The organism is Leisingera sp. ANG-DT (assembly GCF_000813785.1).
Taxonomy (GTDB): domain Bacteria; phylum Pseudomonadota; class Alphaproteobacteria; order Rhodobacterales; family Rhodobacteraceae; genus Leisingera.
Window position 1 is genome coordinate 65,101 of sequence record NZ_JWLE01000030.1, and the last position, 20,005, is coordinate 85,105.

Genomic DNA, 20,005 nt, shown 5'->3' on the forward strand with positions numbered 1-20,005 from the left:
ATGTTCGGACTCGACAAAAAAGACACATCAAAGCTGATCATCGTCGCCTGCCTCGCGCTGCTTGCGCCCTTCATCCTGAACCCGTTCCCAACGGACAGCGCCCTGGCGCAGTTCAACGCGGGCTATCCGGACCTGATGCAGCGTTTCGTGATCTTCGGGATTTTCGCCATCGGCTTCAACATCCTCTTCGGCCTCACCGGCTACCTGTCCTTCGGCCACGCGGCCTTCCTGGGTGTCGGCTCCTACTCCGCCGTCTGGATGTTCAAGCTGATCGGCATGAACGTGATCCCGGCGATCGTGCTGTCGGTGATTGTCGCGGGCCTGTTTGCGCTGCTGATCGGCTTTGTCAGCTTGAGACGCTCAGGCATCTACTTCTCGATCCTGACGCTGGCCTTTGCGCAGATGTCCTTCAACCTCGCCTATTCAGTGCTGACCCCGATCACCAACGGCGAAACCGGCCTGCAGCTGACGCTGGAAGACCCCCGCATCCTGGGCGTTTCTGCCACCGCGGACGGCTCGATCCCGGTGACCAACCTGTTCGGCCTTGAAATGCGCTCCACCTTCGAGATGGCGGTCGGCCCCTGGGCGTTCCAGTTCAACGCGGGCTACTACCTCTGCGCGCTGATCATGCTGGCAGCCTTCTACCTGTCGATCCGCATCTTCCGCTCACCCTTCGGCATGATGCTGCGGGCGGTGAAGTCGAACCAGCAGCGGATGAACTACACCGGCCTCAACACCCGTCCCTACACCCTGGCCGCCTTTGTGATCTCCGGCATGTATGCAGGTCTTGCAGGCGGGCTGATGGCCTCGATGGATCCGCTGGCAGGCGCGGAGCGGATGCAGTGGACCGCCTCCGGCGAGGTGGTGCTGATGACCATCCTCGGCGGTGCCGGCACGCTGATCGGCCCGGTCCTGGGCGCGGGCTTCATCAAGTACTTCGAAAACATTTTCTCCAAGATCAACGACAACGTGCTGCACACCTGGTTCAGCTTCCTGCCGGACGGGATGGAGGACGCGGTGGTGTTCATCATCCACCCCTTCATCGGCAAGGGCTGGCATCTGACCCTCGGCATCCTGTTCATGCTGGTGGTGATCTTCCTGCCCGGCGGCCTGGTTGAAGGCGGCCAGCGGATCAAGGGCTGGCTCAGCCGCCGCAAGGCCAAGGGCAGCAACGCCCCCGGCGAAACCAACCCCGCGGAATAAGGAGACGAAACAATGGGTATCCTTGAAGTCAAAGACGTGGGGAAACGGTTCGGCGGCCTGCAGGCGCTCTCGAACGTGAACCTCAGCGTTCAGGAAAACTCGGTCCACGCAATCATCGGGCCGAACGGCGCCGGCAAGTCCACGCTGCTGAATTGCCTGGTGGGCAAACTGATCCCCGACACCGGTTCCGTCATGTTCGACGGCCAGTCGGTGCTGGGCCGCGCGCCTTACGAGATCAACCAGATGGGCATCAGCCGTGTGTTCCAGACGCCGGAAATCTTCGGCGATCTGACGGTGCTGGAGAACATGATGATCCCCTGCTTTGCAAAGCGGGACGGCGCGTTTGAGCTGAACGCCCTCTCCGCGGTGCTGAAACAGAAGGACATCCTGCAAAAGGCTGAGCACATGCTGGAAGAAATGAACATGGCGGACAAGCGGCACATGCACGCCGCCGCCATGTCCCGCGGCGACAAGCGGCGGCTGGAGATCGGCATGTGCCTGAGCCAGGAACCGCGCCTGCTGCTGCTGGACGAGCCCACCGCTGGCATGGCCCGGGCTGACACCAACAACACAATCGACCTGCTGAAACAGATCAGCGACGAGCGCGACATCACCATCGCCATCATCGAGCACGACATGCATGTTGTGTTCAGCCTCGCCAACCGGATCACCGTGCTGGCCCAGGGCACACCCCTGGTCGAGGACGATCCGCAGAACATCCGCGGCAACCCCAAGGTGCGCGAAGCATACCTAGGCGAGTCGGCGTAAGGAGGAACCAAGATGAACGTCAAACCCGATTTCTCCAAGAATGCCAACGTCGCCACCACCGCACCGGCTTTCCTGTCGGTCTGGGATGTGCACGCCTATTACGGCGAGAGCTACATCGTGCAAGGCATCAGCTTCAACGTCCACGAGGGCGAGATCCTGGCGCTGCTGGGCCGGAATGGCGCGGGCAAGACCTCGACCCTGCGGTCCATCGCCCGCACCGGCTCCCCCATGGTGACCCGCGGCGAAATCTGGCTGGACCACAAGCCGCTGCACAAGATGGCCTCGCACGAAGCCGCCGCTGCGGGCTTGGGCTTGGTGCCCGAAGACCGTCGTATCATCCCTGGCCTGACAGTGGAGGAAAACCTGCAACTGGCGCAGATCGCGCCGCCCATCGGCTGGTCGCTGGAGCGTCTCTATGACCTGTTCCCGCGCCTTGGCGAACGCCGCAAGCAGGAAGGCGTGACGCTTTCGGGCGGCGAGCAGCAGATGCTGGCGATTGCCCGGGCACTGGCCCGCGACATCAAGGTGCTGTTGCTGGACGAACCCTACGAAGGCCTCGCCCCGGTGATCGTCGACGAGATTGAAAAGACCCTCATCCACATCAAGGAACAGGGCATGACAACCATCATTGTCGAGCAGAACGCGGTCCGCGCCCTGGAACTGGCGGACCGCGCGGTGATCCTCGATACCGGCGGCATCGTCTTTGACGGCACCGCTGCCGAGGTTCTGGAAAACGAAGAGCTGCGCGCCGAATACCTGGCGATCTGAAGCGCATCCAAGACATCATCTCCGCCGTGCCGGCCACCCGCGTGCCGGCACAGGGTGACTGAGGCCGGCTCTGTTCAGGGCTGGCCTCTTTTTTGCGTGGCCTGCGAAACTGACTTCGAAGCCACAATTTGCTAGGATGTATGAGAAGGCTCGCAGCGGCACGGCGCGGCCTCGCCGTCTAACTCTTCACTTCCCGGCACCCCGTGCCCCGGACCCGCTGCGCGAATTGCCGTCATCGGGGGCTGACCATGAGACCACAGACACAATACGCCAAGAGCGGCGATGTCCATATCGCCTATCAAACCTTTGGCAGCGGACCGCGCAACCTGGTGTTCGTTCCGGGCTTCATCTCGCAGATCGAAACCTATTGGGACGAGCCAGGTTTTGCCCGCTGGCTGGAGCGGATCGGCCATTTCACCCGGGTGGCAGTGTTTGACAAGCGCGGCACCGGCCTGTCGGACCGCGGCGTGGCGACCCCGGACATGGACAAGCGGATGGATGACATCCGCGCTGTGATGGATGCAGCCGGCTTTGACACCGCATCAGTCATGGGAATTTCTGAGGGTGGCTCCCTTGCTGCAGTATTTGCTGCCTACCACGCGCGCCGCTGCGAGCATCTGATCCTTTACGGTGCGTTTGCCAGCTTCACCTCCTGGTTCCCGACGCAGGAGGCGCTGCAGGAGCTGTTCGACTATGCCGAGTCTGCTTGGGGAACCGGAACCAGCCTGCCGCTGTTCTGCCCCTCCACGGCGGGGGATCTTCAGGTCCAGGACTGGTGGGGCAAATACGAGCGCACCGGCGCCTCGCCCCGGGACGTGATTGAAATCATGAAAGTGAATAGCCAAATCGACATCACCGCCATCCTGCCTGCGATCAAAGCGCCTGCGCTGGTGCTGCACAAGACAGAGGATGCACTGATCGATATCGAGGGCGGACGCACCCTGGCCGCCGGAATTCCCAATGCCCGGCTCATAGAGTTGTCCGGAACCGATCACTTTCCTTTCATCGGGCCGGAGGCCGGGCAGATTGTTGCAGAGATCGAGGAGTTTGTGACCGGCTCCAAGGCTGATCCGGTGGTGGACCGGGTGCTGGCCGCCATCGTGTTCACCGACATCGCTGGCTCCACTGCCCGCGCCGAGGCAATGGGAGACAGCGCCTGGCGCAGCCTGAAGGACGCCCATGATGCACGGGTGCGCCAGGAACTGCAGCAGTATGACGGGCGGGAAATCAAATCGCTGGGCGACGGGTTTCTCGCCACGTTTGACGGCCCCGGCCGGGCCATCCAATGCGCAGGTGCCATCCGTGACGCCATTTCCAGGCTTGGACTTGATATCCGCGTGGCGGTCCATACCGGCGAGGTCGAGGTCACCGAGGACGATGTGCGCGGGCTGGCTGTGCACATCGCTTCACGGATTGCGGACCTGGCGCAGCCAGGCGACATCGTTGTCTCGCGCACGGTCAAGGATCTGGTAGCAGGGTCCGGCTTCTGCTTCGAATCCCTGGGCTCGCACGAACTGAAGGGGCTGCCGGACAGGTGGCAGGTCTACAAAACCGCCGCCTGAGTTCCGGTTGCCGTCACCTGCCTTCCGCAAGCCGCTTGCGCAGCTCGGTTTTCAAAACCTTGCCATAGTTGTTCTTGGGCAAGGCTTCGATACGCAAATACGCCTTGGGGCGTTTGAACCGCGCGATCCGGCTATTGCACAGGTCATCCAATTCCGCATCTGGCGCATCGCCCACGACAAAGGCCACCACTTCCTCGCCCCAATCCGCGTGGGGGCGGCCCACCACAGAGACTTCACGCACCTGAGGATGCAGCAGCAAGACCTCCTCCACCTCGCGCGGATAAACGTTGGAGCCGCCGGTGATGATCATGTCTTTGGAACGGTCCTGCAAGGTCAGATAGCCGTCCTCGTCCAGCACCCCCATGTCGCCGGTCATCAGCCAGCCGTTGACCAGCGTCTTGGCGGTGGCTTCGGGGTTGTCCCAGTACCCGGGCATCACCGCATCGCCGCGCACCATGATCTCACCATGGCTTCCGGCTGGCAGGAACTCTCCCTCAGGCGTGCCGATCCGAACCTCCACCACGCTCTGCGCCCGGCCAACACTGGCCAGCCGCTCTTTCCAGCGCGGATGCGCGCGGTCCTGCACGTCGTGGCGCGGCAGCGCGGTGATCGCCATCGGGCATTCGCCCTGCCCGTAGACCTGCACAAAGACCGGGCCGAAATGGTCCACCGCTTCCATGATGTCAGCGACATACATCGGGCCGCCGGCATAGACGACCGTGCGCAAACCCTCGCCCTTGCGTCCCAGCCGCTTGGCTTCTGAGGTCATGCGCGTGACCATGGTGGGCGCAGCAAACATGTGCACACGGCCAAAATGTGCGGCCAGATCAAAGATCTCCGCCTCGTCAAAACCGCCGGACACCGGGCAGACATGCCGCGCACCTGCCAGAACATGCTGGATGGCATAGATTCCAGCGCCATGGCTCATCGGCGCCGCGTACAGAGCGTGATCCTCCGCGCTCACCTGATCGACATCCGCGAAATAGGCAATCGCCATGTTCATCAGCATCCGGTGGGTAATCATCACCCCCTTGGGCCGACCGGTGGTGCCGGAAGTGTAAAACAGCCAGGCCAGATCTTCCGGCAGGCGCGACGCGGGTTCCGCCACGGGATCTGCCTGCAACGCGGCGGCATAGTCCGCGCCGGTGATATCCACGCAGCGCACCTCAGCCTCGGTACCTTCGACAGCCTCCGTCAGGACCGGCGAGGTGAACACCAGCCCGGCACCGGAGTTTTCAAGGATGAACTCCGCCTCCTTGCCGTGCAGCTTGGCGTTGATGGGCACCGCCGCCGCGCCGGCATACCAGATGCCATAAAGCGAGATCAGGTAGTCCGGGCAGTTCTTCATGAAAATGCCGACCCGGTCCCTGGGCGCGATGCCCTGCGCCCGCAGCCAGCCCGCCACCGAGGCCGCGCGCGCATGGAACCCGGCGTAATCTGCAACCAATTGCTGCCCCAGATACAGCGCCGGCCGCGCCCCCTCTGCCGCGGCCATCCTCGCCAGCCACACTGCTATGTTCATCCCAATCGCCTCCCCGGCTTGCCGTTGCGGCCGGAAACTGGCACGCACAAGCAAAGTCCTTCAATTCCGCAAAAATACCTGCGTAAGAATACCATATGAGCGATCTTGCCTTTGACCATGCCCCTGTAGGCCTTGCGGTTCTGGAACGCCGCGTCATCACCCGGTGCAACCTGCAATTCGCGGCGACCTTCGGCGGCGCGCCCGGCGACTACACCGGCGTGCTGATTGCTGAGCTCTATCCCAGCCAGGAGGATTTCAACCGCATCGGTGCCCTTCTGCAGCAGCCCGAGGCGCAAGGCGGCACTTACAGCGACGAGCGCATCATGCGCCGCCGGTCGGGCGGCTTGTTCTGGTGCCGGGTGCGGGGCCGGTCAGTGACGCCGGAGGCTCCGTTTCAGACCGGGATCTGGTCCTTTGCCGATATTTCGGACGACCGCCCTGTGGTCTCCCTCACCCCGCGCGAACGCGAAGTTGCGATCCTGACCTGCAAGGGGCTGTCGGCCAAGGAAATCGGCAAACAGTTGGATCTGTCCTACCGCACGGTGGAAAGCCACCGGGCGCACCTGTTGCAGAAATTCGGCGCCCGCAAGCTGCCGGAGCTGGTGGCCAAACTGACCGGGATGCCTCTTTGACCAGGAATTTCCTGCCGGCAATTGCGAATCCGCGCCATAGCCCTCATGTTACAGCCCAGTTCAGGAGTGCTTTCCTTGCGGTAATCCTTGCCCTATAAGCGCCCTAATTTCCTGCCCGCCCCTCCGGCGGGCCTGTCGGAATTGGCTGAGGACAATATGACCAACAAATCTCACGAAGCTGACGTGGCATTCATCAAGGCGCTGGCGGAGCTGCTGCGCGAAAACGACCTGACCGAGCTGCAGGTCAAACGCGACTATGGCGACGACGACAGTCTGAACGTGCGTGTGTCGCGCCAGACTGCAATGGCAGCTGCACCGGTGCAGGTACAGGTTCCTGCCGCAGCTGCCCCCGCACCGGTTGCTGCCGCAGCCGCGCCTGCCGCCGCTGCCGCTCCTGCAGCCGCAAACGACGATCCGGCCAGCCATCCCGGCGCCGTGACCTCGCCGATGGTCGGCACCGTCTACCTGCAGCCGGAACCCGGCTCGCCGTCCTTCATTTCGGTTGGCGCGCAGGTCAGCGAAGGCGACACCCTGCTGATCGTCGAAGCGATGAAGACCATGAACCACATCCCGGCCCCGAAATCCGGCACCGTGAAGCGCATCCTGGTCGAAGACGGCGCCGCCGTTGAATTCGGGTCTCCCCTGGTCATCATCGAATAAGGGTCTGCCATGTTTGACAAGATCCTGATTGCCAACCGCGGCGAGATCGCCCTGCGCGTGATCCGCGCCTGCCGGGAGATGGGCATCAAGTCCGTCGCGGTGCACTCCACCGCAGATGCCGACGCGATGCACGTCCGCATGGCCGATGAATCGGTCTGCATCGGGCCGCCCTCCGGCACCCAAAGCTACCTGTCGATCCCGGCCATCATCTCCGCTTGCGAGATCACCGGCGCCCAGGCGATCCACCCGGGCTACGGCTTCCTGTCGGAAAACGCCAACTTCGTGCAGATCATCGAAGATCACGGCCTGACCTTCATCGGCCCGTCGGCGGCGCATATCCGCATCATGGGCGACAAGATCACCGCCAAGGAAACCGCCAAGAACCTCGGCATCCCGGTGGTGCCCGGCTCCGACGGCGGCGTGCCTGATATTGGCGCAGCCAAGAAGGCCGCCGCGGACATGGGCTACCCGGTGATCATCAAGGCCACCGCCGGCGGCGGCGGCCGCGGCATGAAGGTCGCCAAGGACGAGAAAGAGCTGGTTTCGGCCTTCTCCACCGCCCGCTCCGAGGCCAAGGCAGCCTTCGGTAATGACGAAGTTTATATGGAGAAATACCTCCAGAAGCCGCGTCACATCGAGGTTCAAGTCTTTGGTGACGGCAAAGGCACCGGCATCCATCTGGCGGAACGCGACTGCTCGCTGCAGCGCCGCCACCAGAAGGTGTTCGAGGAGGCCCCCGGCCCCTGCATCACCCCGGAAGAGCGTGCTCGCATCGGCAAGATCTGCGCCGACGCCATCGGCAAGATGGGCTATTCCGGTGCAGGCACCGTCGAGTTCCTCTATGAGGACGGCGAGTTTTATTTCATCGAGATGAACACCCGCTTGCAGGTGGAACACCCGGTAACCGAGGCCATCTTCGGCGTCGACCTGGTGCGCGAGCAGATCCGGGTGGCCGAAGGCCTGCCGATGTCCTTCACCCAGGAAGACCTGGAGATCAACGGCCACGCCATCGAAGTGCGGATCAACGCCGAGAAACTGCCGAACTTCTCGCCCTGCCCGGGCAAGATCACCCAGTACCACGCCCCCGGCGGCCTGGGTGTGCGGATGGATTCGGCGCTTTATGACGGCTATTCGATCCCGCCTTACTATGACTCGCTGATTGGTAAGCTGATCGTGCACGGCCGCGACCGAACCGAGGCGCTGGCGCGCCTGAACCGGGCCCTGGGCGAGCTGATCATCGACGGTATCGACACCACCGTGCCGCTGTTCCACGCGCTGCTGCAGGAGCAGGACATCCACACCGGCGATTACGGCATTCACTGGCTGGAACGCTGGCTGGAAGAGAACACACCGGGTTAAAAACCTGCGGGGCGCACCATCCGGATGCGCCCCGTTTTACATTTCCCTGCCATTGCCCTTTATACTGGCGGCATCATGAGCCTGACTGCCGATCTTTTGCTGCACGCCTATTCCGCCGGTGTTTTCCCGATGGCCGAACACCGCGACGATCCCGAAGTGTTCTGGGTCGACCCCAAGCGGCGCGGGATCTTGCCGCTGGACGGATTCCGCATCTCCCGCTCTCTCGCCAAGCGCATCCGCAACGGCGGCTTCGAGATCACCGTGAACCGGGATTTCGCAGGTGTCGTGGACGGTTGCGCCGACCGGGCAGAAACTTGGATCAACAGTGAAATCCGCGACCGGTATCTGGAACTGCACCTGATGGGCAACGCCCACTCACTCGAGGTCTGGCACCAGGGCGAACTGGCAGGCGGCACATACGGCGTGTCTCTGGGTGGCGCGTTCTTTGGCGAAAGCATGTTCTCCCGCCGCCGCGACGCCTCCAAGGTGGCACTGGCCTATCTGACGGACCGGCTGGTGCAGGCGGGTTTCACCCTATGCGACACCCAGTTCCTGACACCGCATCTGGCCTCCCTTGGCGGCGTCGAAGTGACACGCGCACGCTACCGCGCGCTGCTGCGCGAGGCTTTGGACAAGGATGCGGATTTCATGCGGCCGACAGTTCCGGATCCTCAGCTGCTTTTGCAGCGGATGACCCAGACGTCGTAACGGTTGTGGTCCAGCGCGTTCAGCGCCGGGCTGGAGGCAATCATCCAGCCCTGAAAATGCTCTGCCCCGTTTTTGGGGTCCTGAACCGACAAATAGGCAAAGGCATCGCCCGTCGGGTTTTCCGCCGGATAGCGGCAATCCCGCACAGTCACCAGAAGGCCGAACATCTCTGCGCTGGCGCCAATGGCGACCTCAGCATCGACGGAATGCCCGTTCACCTTGTCAAGCGCGCGCAGCACCGCAGCGGTGCCTTGTGCGGCCTGCTCCTGCCCCCAGGCGGGCATAGCCAGCACCACCGCCGTAAGCGCTGCGGTCAGCCGCTTCACGACTCTTCCTCACCGCCGCCAGCCACGAATTTCACCAGCAGCGAAATCAGGCTGACCGCGCCTTGGGTATCTTCAATCTCGTCACCCGCCTCAAAGGCAAAGGGCGATCCGCCCGGCATGATCTCAACGAAATTGCCGCCCAGCAGGCCTTCGGAGGAAATCACCACGGCGCTGTCGTCGGGGATCTCGATACCATCTTTAACCGAAAAAACGGTATCGGCGCGGAAGGTTTCCGGGTTCAGGCCCACACCGGTCACGGTGCCGATCTTGACCCCGGCCAGCCGCACGTCGGTGCCGACGCTGACGCCTTCCAAAGAGCGGAAAGACGCATTCAAATCATAAGTGGAGCCGGCACGCGACAGGCCAGCCGCCTGTCCTGCATAAACGGCAAAGCCGATGGCCGCCGCCAGCACGATGCCGCCGGCAAAAACTTCAGTAGGATTATGGGACATGAAATCAGCCTTTTGGCAGATGTGTTTACTCGGGCACCCAGGCCTCGTAATCGCGGCGCTCTTTCGGCTCGCCGCCCGCGCGGATCGACCCGGCCGGCGCATAGGCCATGTTGGTGCCGGTCAGGTTTTCCTGATGCGGCTTTTCCCAGGCCTTGTGCTTCAGCGGCTTTTCGCTCGGCACCTCGTCAAAGGTGCGGTGCAGCCAGCCGTGCCAGTCGGGGCTGATGCGGGAGGCTTCCACTTCGCCGTTGAACATCACCCAGCGCTTGCTGTCATCCGCGTTGCGGTAGAACACGTTGCCCTGGTCATCTTCACCCACCTTGATGCCCTTGCGGGCGGTGAAGATCCGGGTGTTCAGGGTGGAGCCGTTCCACCAGGTCACAGCGCGCAGAAGTGTGTTCAGGATTCCCATGGGTGCCTCCGGATTTTTCCGACTTCGATATGGCCCAATTTCCCGCCAAGGTCCAGTGGCTTGCGCCACGGGCAGCCTGTGACTTGGCGGGATTTGGCAGATTTGCCTCAGCGGCCTCTGTGCCGCTGGCAGGGTCAGCCCTCAGCGGGTGCCAGCGCGGTCAATTCGATCTCGATCCGGAATTTGGAGTCAATCAGATTGCATTCCACCATGGTGGCCGCCGGCGGGTTGGCGCCAAAGGTTTCCGCCAGAATGGGCCAGCAGGGTTCGAACTCCGCTGCATCCGGCAGGTAATAGTTCACCCGCACTGCGTCGGCAAAGCTGGCGCCTGCCTTCTCCAGTGCCGCACCTATGGTGTCCAGCGCCGAGCGGCACTGGGCCACCACGTCGTCGCCCTGCCCTACGGTTCCAGCAACATGCACGAAACCGCCGGCGACCACAGCGCGGCAATAGCCGATCTTGGCCTCGAACTCGCCGCCCGAAGAAATCCGCTTGATCATGTTTCTCTCCTCAACATGAAAGCGGCGCGGAAATGACCGCGCCGCTCTATCAGAAACTTTCGCCTGTCAGCCCGCTGACGCCGGCTCTTTCTCCGCATCCGCGTGGATCATCAGCGGCTGCGCGTCAGAGGTCACGGCCTCCTCGTTCACAACCACCTTGGTCACACTGTCCATGCCCGGCAGGTCGAACATGGTATCCAAGAGGATGTCTTCCATGATCGAGCGCAGGCCGCGGGCGCCGGTCTTGCGTTCGATTGCCTTCTTGGCAATCGCGCTCAGCGCCTCGTCGGTGAAGTCCAGCTCTGTGTCTTCCAGCTCGAACAGGCGCTGGTACTGCTTGACCAGGGCGTTCTTCGGCAGGGTCAGAATGGTGACCAGCGCATCCTCGTCCAGATCTTCGAGTGTTGCCAGCACCGGCAGACGGCCGACGAATTCCGGGATCAGGCCGAATTTCAGCAGGTCTTCCGGCTCCAGATCCTTGAAGATCTCGCCAACGCCGCGCTCGTCATTGTCGCGCACATCAGCCCCAAAGCCCATCGCCGAGCCCTTGCCGCGCTGCGCGATGATCTTGTCGAGGCCGGCAAAGGCGCCGCCGCAGATGAACAGGATGTTGGTGGTGTCCACCTGCAGGAATTCCTGCTGCGGATGCTTGCGCCCGCCTTGCGGCGGCACAGAGGCGACGGTGCCTTCCATCAGCTTCAGCAGTGCCTGCTGCACGCCCTCGCCCGACACGTCGCGGGTGATTGAGGGGTTTTCCGACTTGCGGGTGATCTTGTCGACCTCGTCGATATAAACGATGCCGCGCTGAGCACGCTCAACGTTGTATTCCGACGCCTGCAAGAGCTTCAGGATGATGTTCTCGACATCTTCCCCCACATAACCGGCCTCGGTCAGCGTGGTGGCATCCGCCATGGTGAAGGGCACATCCAGGATCCGCGCCAGCGTCTGCGCCAGCAGCGTTTTGCCGCAGCCGGTCGGGCCGATCAGCAGGATGTTGGATTTCGCCAGTTCGATGTCAGAACCCGCCTTCTGGGCGTGGTTCAGACGCTTGTAGTGGTTATGCACCGCGACCGACAGCACGCGCTTGGCGGTGGCCTGGCCGATCACGTAATCATCCAGCACCTGGCAGATATCCTTGGGCGTCGGCACGCCGTCGGTCGCCTTCAGCCCGGAGGCCTTGGTCTCTTCACGGATGATATCCATGCACAGTTCAACGCATTCATCGCAAATGAATACGGTGGGGCCAGCGATCAGCTTGCGCACTTCATGCTGGCTCTTGCCGCAGAAGCTGCAATAGAGGGTGTTCTTGCTGTCGCCGCCTGAATTCGTCGCCATGGTCTACCTTTCAGTCCGCCCGGTCCGCTGCGCCCGCGCTGCGGGGCAATTCATCTTTTGGCCAGCTTAAGCCAGTGCTTAGGCCGCCACAATGTGAAAGTGCGCCCCATCTGAAACGCGGGGCACACGGCTGTTCACAAGCGCAGGCGTCAGGCCTGCTCGTCGTCGCCCTTGGCGCGGTTCTCGACGATCTCGTCGATCAGACCGAATTCCTTGGCCTCTTCCGGAGACATGAAGTTGTCGCGCTCCAGCGCATTGACGATGGTGTCGTAATCCTGACTGGTGTGCTTGACGTAAATCTCGTTCAGGCGCTTTTTCAGCTTCAGGGTTTCCTCGGCGTGAATCATGATGTCGGTCGCCTGACCCTGGAAGCCGCCTGAGGGCTGGTGCACCATCACGCGGGAATTCGGCAGGCTGAAGCGCATGCCCGGCTCGCCGGCGGTCAGCAGCAGTGAGCCCATCGAGGCCGCTTGGCCGATCACCAGGGTCGAGACCTTGGGCTTGATGTACTGCATGGTGTCGTAGATCGACAGGCCGGAGGTCACAACGCCGCCGGGGCTGTTGATATACATGGAGATTTCCTTCGACGGGTTTTCCGCCTCAAGGTGCAGCAGCTGGGCCACGATCAGCGAGCTCATCCCGTCATGCACCGGGCCGTTCAGGAAGATGATCCGCTCCTTCAGCAGGCGGGAAAAGATGTCATAGGCCCGTTCTCCCCGGCTGGTCTGCTCAACCACCATCGGGACCAGGGTGTTCATGTATGTTTCTCTGGGATCAATCATTGCAACCTGCCTGCGTTGTTTATGTCCGGCACCATACCCGACAGTGTGTTACCCGAGTCTTAGTATCGCCCCTTTTGACCTGCAAGAGGCGGCAGGCATTTTCCGGGTGACGCAAACCTGCATGTGGTGTCGCAATCCGCTGGAACGCTGTCGCTATTCTCGGGCTGCGCGCGGCACCAGCGCCTTAGGAAGCAAAATCAAGTCCGAATTCCGCCCGGTGTCTTTCACCGGGTGCTGCGCTGGGGTCCCGCCATGTCCGATGACAGCTTCGTTCAGAAAGGCGCCGCCGCCAATCTCGCCATTCCATTTGAGGGCGAGCCGCAGGATTTCTATTTCCTGCTGCTGCCCAAGGCGACGATGCTGCCGGTGGCCGCTGCTATCGAACCCCTGCGCATTGCCAACCAGGTGACCGGCACCCGGCTCTACCGCTGGTACATCATGACGGAGGACGGCCAGCCGGTGCGCTGCTCCAACGGCATGGTGGTAACCCCGGACACCCAGTTGCAGCCGCTGCCCTCGGATTCGATGGGTTTTGTCTGCGCAGGCGTTGAACCGCACGCGGCCGCCAGCGAAGTCACCTTGAACTGGCTGCGCCGCGAAAGCCGCTTTGGCCGCTCCATTGGCGGTATCTGCACCGGTGCCTTTGCGCTGGCCCAGGCCGGTCTGATCAAGAACCACAAGTTCACCCTGCACTGGGAAAACCAGCCGGGCTTCCTGGAAAGCTATCCCAGCCTGGAGCCCTCCCCAAACATCTTCGAAATCTCGGGGCCCTTGATGACCTGCGGCGGCGGCAATGCCGCCACCGACATGATGCTGCACCTGATCGAGGAGCGCCACGGCAAGCAACTGGCGATCATCGTCGCCGATATGTGCCTGCATGTGCGCTCCGGCGGCCAGGCGGCGCCGCAGAAGTCGAACTATGCGGTGGCCATCGGCAGCCGCAACCAGCGCCTGCTGAACGCGCTGCAGCTTATGCAGGAATCGATCGAGGAACCGTTGTCGATCGGCGAGTTGTGCGACCGGCTCGACATCTCCCGCCGCCAGCTGGAGCGGCTGTTCTCGCGCTATCTGAACCAAAGCCCGATGCATGTCTATTTTGACATGCGCCTCAGCCACGCCTTTGCGCTGATGAACGAAACCTCAATGTCTGTCACCGAGATCGCGCTGGCCTCGGGCTTCAATTCGGCCACCCACTTCTCACGCCAGTTCAAGCGAAAATTCGGCGCTTCGCCGCACTTCTTCCGCAAGGGCTGGAGCTGAGAAAGGCTGCATGGCCGCCCGCCTTTGTCCCGAGCGGGCGGAAAGGCGCTATTTTTACAAAAACCAAAATTGGCAGCATTTCTTTTGGCCGCGCCGTTCAACTCTGGTAACAGCTCCTACATATTATATTGTTAGTACACAGAAGTTACGCCAAGTATTCGCCAGCACGGATTTCAAAAAGGAGTAAGGCGCCCCGGTGCCACCAGGAGACACAAGATGCCACTACCCGAGTTTTCAGCTGATATGGATCCGGAAGAAAAGGAGCAAATGGTTGCAAACGCGACCAAGGCTTCCAACTTTCTCAAGGCCATCAGCCATCAGGGGCGGCTGATGATCCTGTGCCATCTGGTCTCCGGCGAAAAATCCGTCACGGAACTGGAACAACTTCTGTCGGCCCGACAGGCTGCCGTCTCCCAGCAGCTTTCCCGGCTGCGCCTTGAGGGCCTGGTTGTCCCGCGCCGCGACGGCAAAGCGATCTACTACAGCCTCGCGGATGATAAGCCCCGCCGCGTTCTGGAAGTGGTCTACGATATTTTCTGCAACGACGGCGATTGACGCCATCGGGCTGCAGAATACTCTGCGTTCCGGCAAAACCGCGCAAGCCGCCCCCATGCGGCACGCCAACCGGAGCGCAGCAATGAACCGCAGGCAGATCATCAATGACCCGCAGACCGGCAACAAGGCGGAAGCTTTTGAAGCCGCTGATGACTGCCCCGCCAACCCGATCCGTCACCGCACCATCGGAGATGTGATCTCCGCCCGCCATGGCCGCCGCGCGGTGCTTCAGGGAATGCTTGGCACTTCTGCCTCTGCTGCCCTTTTTGGCGCGACGGCTCTCACTCAGCCGCACCGGGCCGCCGCGGCTGTCTCAAGTGCTCAAAGCCGTTACGCCTTTGACGAACTGGCATGGGGCAACGACGAAACCCACCATGTCGCACCGGGCTATGACGCGGACATCCTGCTGCGCTGGGGGGACCCCATCACCGCGGACGCGCCGGATTTCGACGTGATGAACCAGAGCGCCGCAGCACAGCTTCAGCAGTTCGGCTACAACAACGACTATGTTGGGTTCCTGCCCCTCAACGCAGAAGGCACCCGCGGGCTTTTGTGCGTGAACCATGAGTACACAAATGAAGAGGTGATGTTCCCCGGCCTTGGCCGCCAGGACAAGGCAGAGTTTGCTGGCATGACGCGGGAACTGGCGGAAATCGAAATGGCCGCCCACGGCGGCTCCGTGGTGGAAATTGCCCGCAACCAGGAGGGCAAGTGGGCCGTTGTCCGTGACAGCGAGTTGAACCGCCGCATTTCCCCGCTGAACACGGTGATGGCCATTGATGGCCCCGCCGCGGGCCACCCGCGGATGCAGACCGGCGCTGATCCTACCGGGCGCGAGGTCATTGGCACCCTGAACAACTGCGCCGGCGGCATGACCCCCTGGGGCACCTGGCTGATGGCTGAGGAGAACTTTCACGGCTATTTCTGGACCGATCAACTGGGCGCCGAGGGCGAGCCCGATCTCACGGGCCAGCCAGAGGCCGCACAGATGGCCCGCTACAACGTGCCTGCCCTGTGGTACGCTTGGGGCAAATACCACGACCGTTTTAACATTGATAAAACTCCCAATGAAGTGAACCGCTTCGGCTGGGTTGTTGAAGTTGATCCGCTGGATCCGCATTCCACGCCGGTAAAGCACACAGCGCTTGGCCGCTTTGCGCATGAGGGCGCGGAAACCACCCTGTCCGCCGACGGCCGCCTGGTGGTCTACATGGGCGACGATGCCCGGTTCGAATACCTTTACAAATACGTGTCCCGCGGATCAGTTTCGCAGGACCGCGCCGCAAACTCCCGCCTGCTCAGCGACGGGACGCTCTATGCAGCCCGGTTTGATCCGGACGGCACTCTGCACTGGCTGCCGCTGGTGCAAGGCCACGGGCCGCTCACGGCGGACAACGGCTTTGCCAGCCAGGCAGACGTCCTGATTGACGCCCGCCTGGCCGCGGATGTTCTGGGCGCAACCCCGATGGACCGCCCCGAAGATGTCTCGCCGCGCGGCGACGGCACTGCTTTCGTGATGCTGACCAACAACTCCAAGCGTGAGCCGGGCCAGACCAACGCCGCCAATCCGCGGCCTGAATCTGATTTCGGCCATGTCATTGAACTGAAGGAGGACGGCGGCGACCACGCCGCCACCCGCGGCAGCTGGTCCATCCTGGTGCAATGCGGAAACCCCGCAATTGCTTCCGTAGGCGCCCAGTGGAACCCGGAGACTTCGGCAAACGGCTGGTTCTCCTCCCCGGACAATTGCGCCATCGACGCCGAGGGACGCCTCTGGGTCGCCACCGACCAGGGCCGCAAGTGGGACAAGACAGGCAAATCCGACGGGCTATATGGCGTGGAGACCGAAGGGGGTCTGCGCGGCCACTCCAAACTGTTCTTCCGTTGTCCCGTGGGGGCAGAGCTTTGCGGTCCCTACTTCACCCCGGACATTGAAACTCTGTTTCTGGCAGTGCAGCACCCCGGCACCGACGGAACCAAAAACCTGAAAGGCTTTGAACGCGAATCCACTTTCGATGACCCGGCCACCCGCTGGCCGGATTTCGAACCGTCGATGCCGCCCCGCCCCTCGGTGGTAGTGGTGACCAAACAGGGTGGCGGCAAGATCGCAACCTGACCGGGCGCCTCAGCCCCCACAAAATTGTGAGCCGCAGCCCCTCGGTTATGCCCTAGATGTTTCAAGCACGCCTTGGAGAAGCCCCATGTCTTTCATCCGTCTGACCGCCGCCTTGATCCTGACAGCTTCAACAGCCGCCGCTGGCAACATCTCCCCGCGTGACGGCTGGGCGGTGCATGAGACCTCCAAACCCTTCGAGCAGCTGATTGCAGATGTCAAAGCCGCAGCCAAAACCCAAGGCCTGGGCGTCGTCACCCAGGCAGGCCCCACAGGCGCTGCCGCCGCCCGCGGCATCACCATCCCCGGCAATCGGGTTATTGGCCTCTTCAACAATGATTTCGCAGTGAAGATCCTGGCACTTTCCACCGCTGCGATGATCGAAGCCCCTGTGCGGATGTATGTGACAGAGGAAGCTGACGGCACCGCCACGCTGTCTTACAAACTGCCCACTCATGTCTTTGCCCCATACGCGGATGAGGGCGGCGCAGGCCTGGCAGCTCTGGCCGGTCAACTCGACCGCCGATTCGCGTTGATCGCTGAACAGGCCCAAAAGTAGCTGCAGCTTCTTTCTGGTCACAAATACCCAAATCCCCCCGTTTGCGCCAAAAACCGCCGCAGCATTTCTCACACTGGCGTGAGAGGGCTTGCGCGCGGGCACAGGCTCGGCATTCTGGCGGCAAATCAACGGATTGGACGAACAAGATGACAGAACCCTCACGCGCAGCCGATGTTCTGGCCCGGCGGCTCTATGAGGCAGGCTGCCGCCATGCCTTCGGGATGCCCGGCGGCGAGGTGCTGACCCTGGTCGATGCGCTTACACGCGCGGGTATCGCCTTTCACCTGGCCAAGCATGAGAACTGCGCCGGCTTCATGGGCGAAGGCGTGCATCATGCGGACGGCGCGCCGGTCATCCTGGTCGCCACCCTCGGCCCTGGTGCGCTGAACGGCATCAACGTGGTGGCCAACGCCCATCAGGACCGGGTGCCGATGCTGGTGCTGACCGGCTGCGTCGATGCAGCGGAGGAACAAAGCTATACCCATCAAGTTCTTGACCACCGCGCAGTGTTCACCCCTATCACCAAGGCGACCTTCCGGCTGGACGCCGAAGCTGCGGACCTGATCGCAGACAAGGCGGTCGCCATCGCAACTGAACCCCGAAACGGGCCGGTGCATATTGACGTGCCGATCTCGGTGGCAGATGCGCCGGCAAAGGACCGCGGCGTCCGCCGCGCGCCTGCAAGTGCCAGCGCGCCAAGCGGAGAGGCACTGGCGCAGGCGCAGTCCTGGCTGGCTGCAGCTGAACGTCCGGTGGCGGTCATTGGTCTTGATGCGCTGCAGGAAAACGCAGGCACTGCCCTTCGCAGTTTTCTTGAGAGACACCAGATCCCTTTCGTCACAACCTACAAGGCCAAGGGTATCCTGCCTGAGAACCACCCCCTCTGCCTGGGCGGTGCGGGCCTGTCACCGCTGGCGGACAAACACCTGCTGCCGATGGTGCGCGAGGCCGATCTGGTGCTCTCCATCGGCTATGACCCGATTGAGATGCGCCCCGGCTGGCGCAATGTCTGGGATCTTGACACCCAGAACGTCATTGACGTCGCGCCAGAGGCCAACACCCATTACATGCATCAGGCCGGCCTGAACTTCCTGACGGCCATTACCCCCACGCTGGAAACCCTCTCCGAAGGCACCGCCCCGCGCGAAACCTGGGCCAATGGCCGCCCTGCAGCAGTCAAATCCGCGCTGGCAGCTGCCTTCCCGCAGGATGTGGACTGGGGCCCGGCCGGCGTCATCGCCGAATGCCGCGCGACCCTGCCGCCGGAAACCCTCGCCACCGCCGACAGCGGCGCCCACCGTATTTTGCTCAGCCAGATGTGGGAATGTTCCGAGCCGCGCAGTCTGATCCAGTCTTCCGGCCTCTGCACCATGGGCTGCGCCGTGCCAATGGCCATCGGGCGCAAGCTGGCGCAGCCGGACCGCCCGGTGGTCAGTTTCTCCGGTGACGCGGGCTTTCTGATGGTCGCAGGCGAGCTCGCCACAGCTGCCGAACTTGGCGTGGCTCCCATCTTCGTGGTTTTTGCGGACGCCAGCCTTGCCTTGATTGAGCTGAAACAGCGCCAGCGCCAGCTTGCCAACGGCGGTGTCGATTTCGCCGAGCACGATTTTGCCGCCATGGGCCGGGCGTTCGGCGGCAACGGTGTGAAGGTCACCAACCGAAGCGAACTGCGCGCCGCGCTGATGGACGCAATGAAATCAGACAAATTCACCGTCATCTCGGCTGTGATCGACCGCGGAGGCTACGATGGCCGCATCTGACCTGCTGCCCCACGGCGCCCTCAAAGGCGTCAAGGTTCTCGACCTCTCCCGCATCCTGGCAGGCCCGACCTGCACCCAGCTCCTGGGCGACCTCGGCGCCACGGTGATCAAGGTGGAAAACCCCAAGACTGGCGGCGACGACACCCGCCAGTGGGGGCCGCCCTATGTTGTCGATGCGAACCGGCAGCAATCCGATCTCTCCGCCTATTTCATGGCGGCCAACCGCAACAAACGCTCGGTCGCCATTGATATTGCAACAAAAGACGGCCAGCAGGCCATCCGACGCCTGGCGGCTGAGGCCGACATCCTGATCGAGAATTTCAAACCCGGCGGGCTGGCGAAATACGGGCTGGACTATGCCAGCCTCAAGGACGATCTGCCGGGGCTGATCTACTGCTCCATTTCGGGCTACGGCCAAACCGGCCCCAACAGCCACAAGCCCGGCTATGACATCATGGCCCAAGGGTTCGGCGGCATCATGTCGTTGACTGGGGAGCCGGGCGGCCAGCCGATGAAGGCAGGCGTCGGCATCGCCGATGTGATGTGCGGCATGTACGCCTGCATCGGCATCCTTTCCGCACTGCACCACCGCGAGAAAACCGGCGAAGGCCAGCAGATCGACCTGGCGCTGGTCGACGCCCAGATCGCCTGGCTGATCAACGAGGGTGTCGCCTATCTGAACACAGGCCAGAACCCCAAGCGCCGCGGCAACGAACACCCCAGCATCATGCCTTATGGCGTCTATGAGACTTCGGACGGCCACGTGATC

General features: G+C 62.5%; 21 protein-coding genes. 14 read left to right on the forward strand and 7 right to left on the reverse strand.

Translation table 11 applies throughout. The features are described from left to right. From RA21_RS19075 to RA21_RS19090, 4 genes are all read left to right on the forward strand, one after another. Positions 1–1,203 carry a branched-chain amino acid ABC transporter permease gene (locus RA21_RS19075; RefSeq protein WP_039151837.1) on the forward strand — a complete coding sequence of 401 codons (1,203 nt, stop codon included), beginning with the start codon at positions 1–3 and terminating at the stop codon, positions 1,201–1,203. A gap of 12 nt (positions 1,204–1,215) precedes the next feature. Beyond that, positions 1,216–1,971 (forward strand): ABC transporter ATP-binding protein, encoded by a 756-nt coding sequence (locus RA21_RS19080; protein ID WP_008557057.1) that lies wholly within the window; start codon positions 1,216–1,218, stop codon positions 1,969–1,971. Between the two features lie 12 nt (positions 1,972–1,983). Further along, positions 1,984–2,739 (forward strand): ABC transporter ATP-binding protein, encoded by a 756-nt coding sequence (locus RA21_RS19085; RefSeq protein WP_039151840.1) that lies wholly within the window; start codon positions 1,984–1,986, stop codon positions 2,737–2,739. A 248-nt stretch (positions 2,740–2,987) separates the two neighbouring features. Then, positions 2,988–4,301: an adenylate/guanylate cyclase domain-containing protein gene (locus RA21_RS19090; protein WP_039151841.1), complete on the forward strand. Its 1,314-nt coding sequence runs from the start codon at positions 2,988–2,990 to the stop codon at positions 4,299–4,301. A gap of 13 nt (positions 4,302–4,314) precedes the next feature. On the opposite strand, the gene RA21_RS19095 is transcribed toward RA21_RS19090, so the two are convergent. Beyond that, on the reverse strand, positions 4,315–5,823 hold the full coding sequence (locus tag RA21_RS19095; protein WP_039151843.1) for a class I adenylate-forming enzyme family protein: 1,509 nt from the start codon (positions 5,821–5,823) through the stop codon (positions 4,315–4,317). 95 nt (positions 5,824–5,918) lie between these two features. On the opposite strand from RA21_RS19095, the gene RA21_RS19100 reads away from it, so the two are divergent. The 4 genes from RA21_RS19100 to aat all read left to right on the forward strand — a co-directional run bounded on the left by RA21_RS19100 (position 5,919) and on the right by aat (position 9,182). Further along, positions 5,919–6,455 (forward strand): PAS and helix-turn-helix domain-containing protein, encoded by a 537-nt coding sequence (locus RA21_RS19100; RefSeq protein WP_039151845.1) that lies wholly within the window; start codon positions 5,919–5,921, stop codon positions 6,453–6,455. 156 nt (positions 6,456–6,611) lie between these two features. Continuing rightward, positions 6,612–7,115 (forward strand): acetyl-CoA carboxylase biotin carboxyl carrier protein, encoded by a 504-nt coding sequence (accB, locus tag RA21_RS19105; protein ID WP_039151875.1) that lies wholly within the window; start codon positions 6,612–6,614, stop codon positions 7,113–7,115. A gap of 9 nt (positions 7,116–7,124) precedes the next feature. After that, the gene (accC, locus tag RA21_RS19110) at positions 7,125–8,474 is read left to right on the forward strand and encodes an acetyl-CoA carboxylase biotin carboxylase subunit (protein WP_039151847.1); all 1,350 of its coding nucleotides are present in this window, start codon (positions 7,125–7,127) and stop codon (positions 8,472–8,474) included. Positions 8,475–8,549: 75 nt separating this feature from the next. Next, positions 8,550–9,182, forward strand: a complete 633-nt coding sequence (gene aat, locus RA21_RS19115) for a leucyl/phenylalanyl-tRNA--protein transferase (protein WP_039151849.1) — start codon at positions 8,550–8,552, stop codon at positions 9,180–9,182. Here the strand turns inward: aat and RA21_RS19120 are convergent. The 6 genes from RA21_RS19120 to RA21_RS19145 form a co-directional block, all read right to left on the reverse strand. Next, the gene (locus tag RA21_RS19120) at positions 9,146–9,508 is read right to left on the reverse strand and encodes a DUF2155 domain-containing protein (RefSeq protein WP_019295836.1); all 363 of its coding nucleotides are present in this window, start codon (positions 9,506–9,508) and stop codon (positions 9,146–9,148) included. The two genes, aat and RA21_RS19120, sit on opposite strands and share 37 nt — an antisense overlap. Continuing rightward, complete coding sequence (gene mlaD, locus RA21_RS19125) at positions 9,505–9,960, reverse strand: outer membrane lipid asymmetry maintenance protein MlaD (RefSeq protein WP_019295835.1); 456 nt, start codon at positions 9,958–9,960, stop codon at positions 9,505–9,507. Before mlaD ends, RA21_RS19120 begins: the two co-directional genes overlap by 4 nt. A gap of 25 nt (positions 9,961–9,985) precedes the next feature. Continuing rightward, the gene (locus RA21_RS19130) at positions 9,986–10,372 is read right to left on the reverse strand and encodes an NADH:ubiquinone oxidoreductase subunit NDUFA12 (RefSeq protein WP_039151851.1); all 387 of its coding nucleotides are present in this window, start codon (positions 10,370–10,372) and stop codon (positions 9,986–9,988) included. 134 nt (positions 10,373–10,506) lie between these two features. Beyond that, positions 10,507–10,872 carry a RidA family protein gene (locus RA21_RS19135; protein ID WP_039151852.1) on the reverse strand — a complete coding sequence of 122 codons (366 nt, stop codon included), beginning with the start codon at positions 10,870–10,872 and terminating at the stop codon, positions 10,507–10,509. Positions 10,873–10,938: 66 nt separating this feature from the next. Further along, positions 10,939–12,207 carry an ATP-dependent Clp protease ATP-binding subunit ClpX gene (gene clpX / locus RA21_RS19140; RefSeq protein WP_019295832.1) on the reverse strand — a complete coding sequence of 423 codons (1,269 nt, stop codon included), beginning with the start codon at positions 12,205–12,207 and terminating at the stop codon, positions 10,939–10,941. Between the two features lie 149 nt (positions 12,208–12,356). After that, positions 12,357–12,989: an ATP-dependent Clp protease proteolytic subunit gene (locus RA21_RS19145; protein ID WP_019295831.1), complete on the reverse strand. Its 633-nt coding sequence runs from the start codon at positions 12,987–12,989 to the stop codon at positions 12,357–12,359. Positions 12,990–13,241: 252 nt separating this feature from the next. Here RA21_RS19145 and RA21_RS19150 point away from each other — a divergent pair, with 252 nt between their 5' ends. From RA21_RS19150 to RA21_RS19175, 6 genes are all read left to right on the forward strand, one after another. Beyond that, positions 13,242–14,249 carry a GlxA family transcriptional regulator gene (locus RA21_RS19150; RefSeq protein WP_039151854.1) on the forward strand — a complete coding sequence of 336 codons (1,008 nt, stop codon included), beginning with the start codon at positions 13,242–13,244 and terminating at the stop codon, positions 14,247–14,249. A 216-nt stretch (positions 14,250–14,465) separates the two neighbouring features. Then, on the forward strand, positions 14,466–14,804 hold the full coding sequence (locus RA21_RS19155) for an ArsR/SmtB family transcription factor (RefSeq protein ID WP_039151856.1): 339 nt from the start codon (positions 14,466–14,468) through the stop codon (positions 14,802–14,804). Between the two features lie 82 nt (positions 14,805–14,886). Further along, positions 14,887–16,920 (forward strand): PhoX family protein, encoded by a 2,034-nt coding sequence (locus tag RA21_RS19160; RefSeq protein WP_039151877.1) that lies wholly within the window; start codon positions 14,887–14,889, stop codon positions 16,918–16,920. An 85-nt stretch (positions 16,921–17,005) separates the two neighbouring features. After that, positions 17,006–17,476, forward strand: coding sequence for a DUF302 domain-containing protein (locus tag RA21_RS19165; protein ID WP_039151858.1), 471 nt, complete (start codon positions 17,006–17,008; stop codon positions 17,474–17,476). 146 nt (positions 17,477–17,622) lie between these two features. Continuing rightward, complete coding sequence (locus tag RA21_RS19170; RefSeq protein ID WP_039151860.1) at positions 17,623–19,236, forward strand: thiamine pyrophosphate-binding protein; 1,614 nt, start codon at positions 17,623–17,625, stop codon at positions 19,234–19,236. Beyond that, a partial coding sequence (locus tag RA21_RS19175; protein ID WP_039151863.1) for a CaiB/BaiF CoA transferase family protein occupies positions 19,223–20,005 on the forward strand: 783 nt, incomplete at its 3' end. The genes RA21_RS19170 and RA21_RS19175, both read left to right, overlap by 14 nt.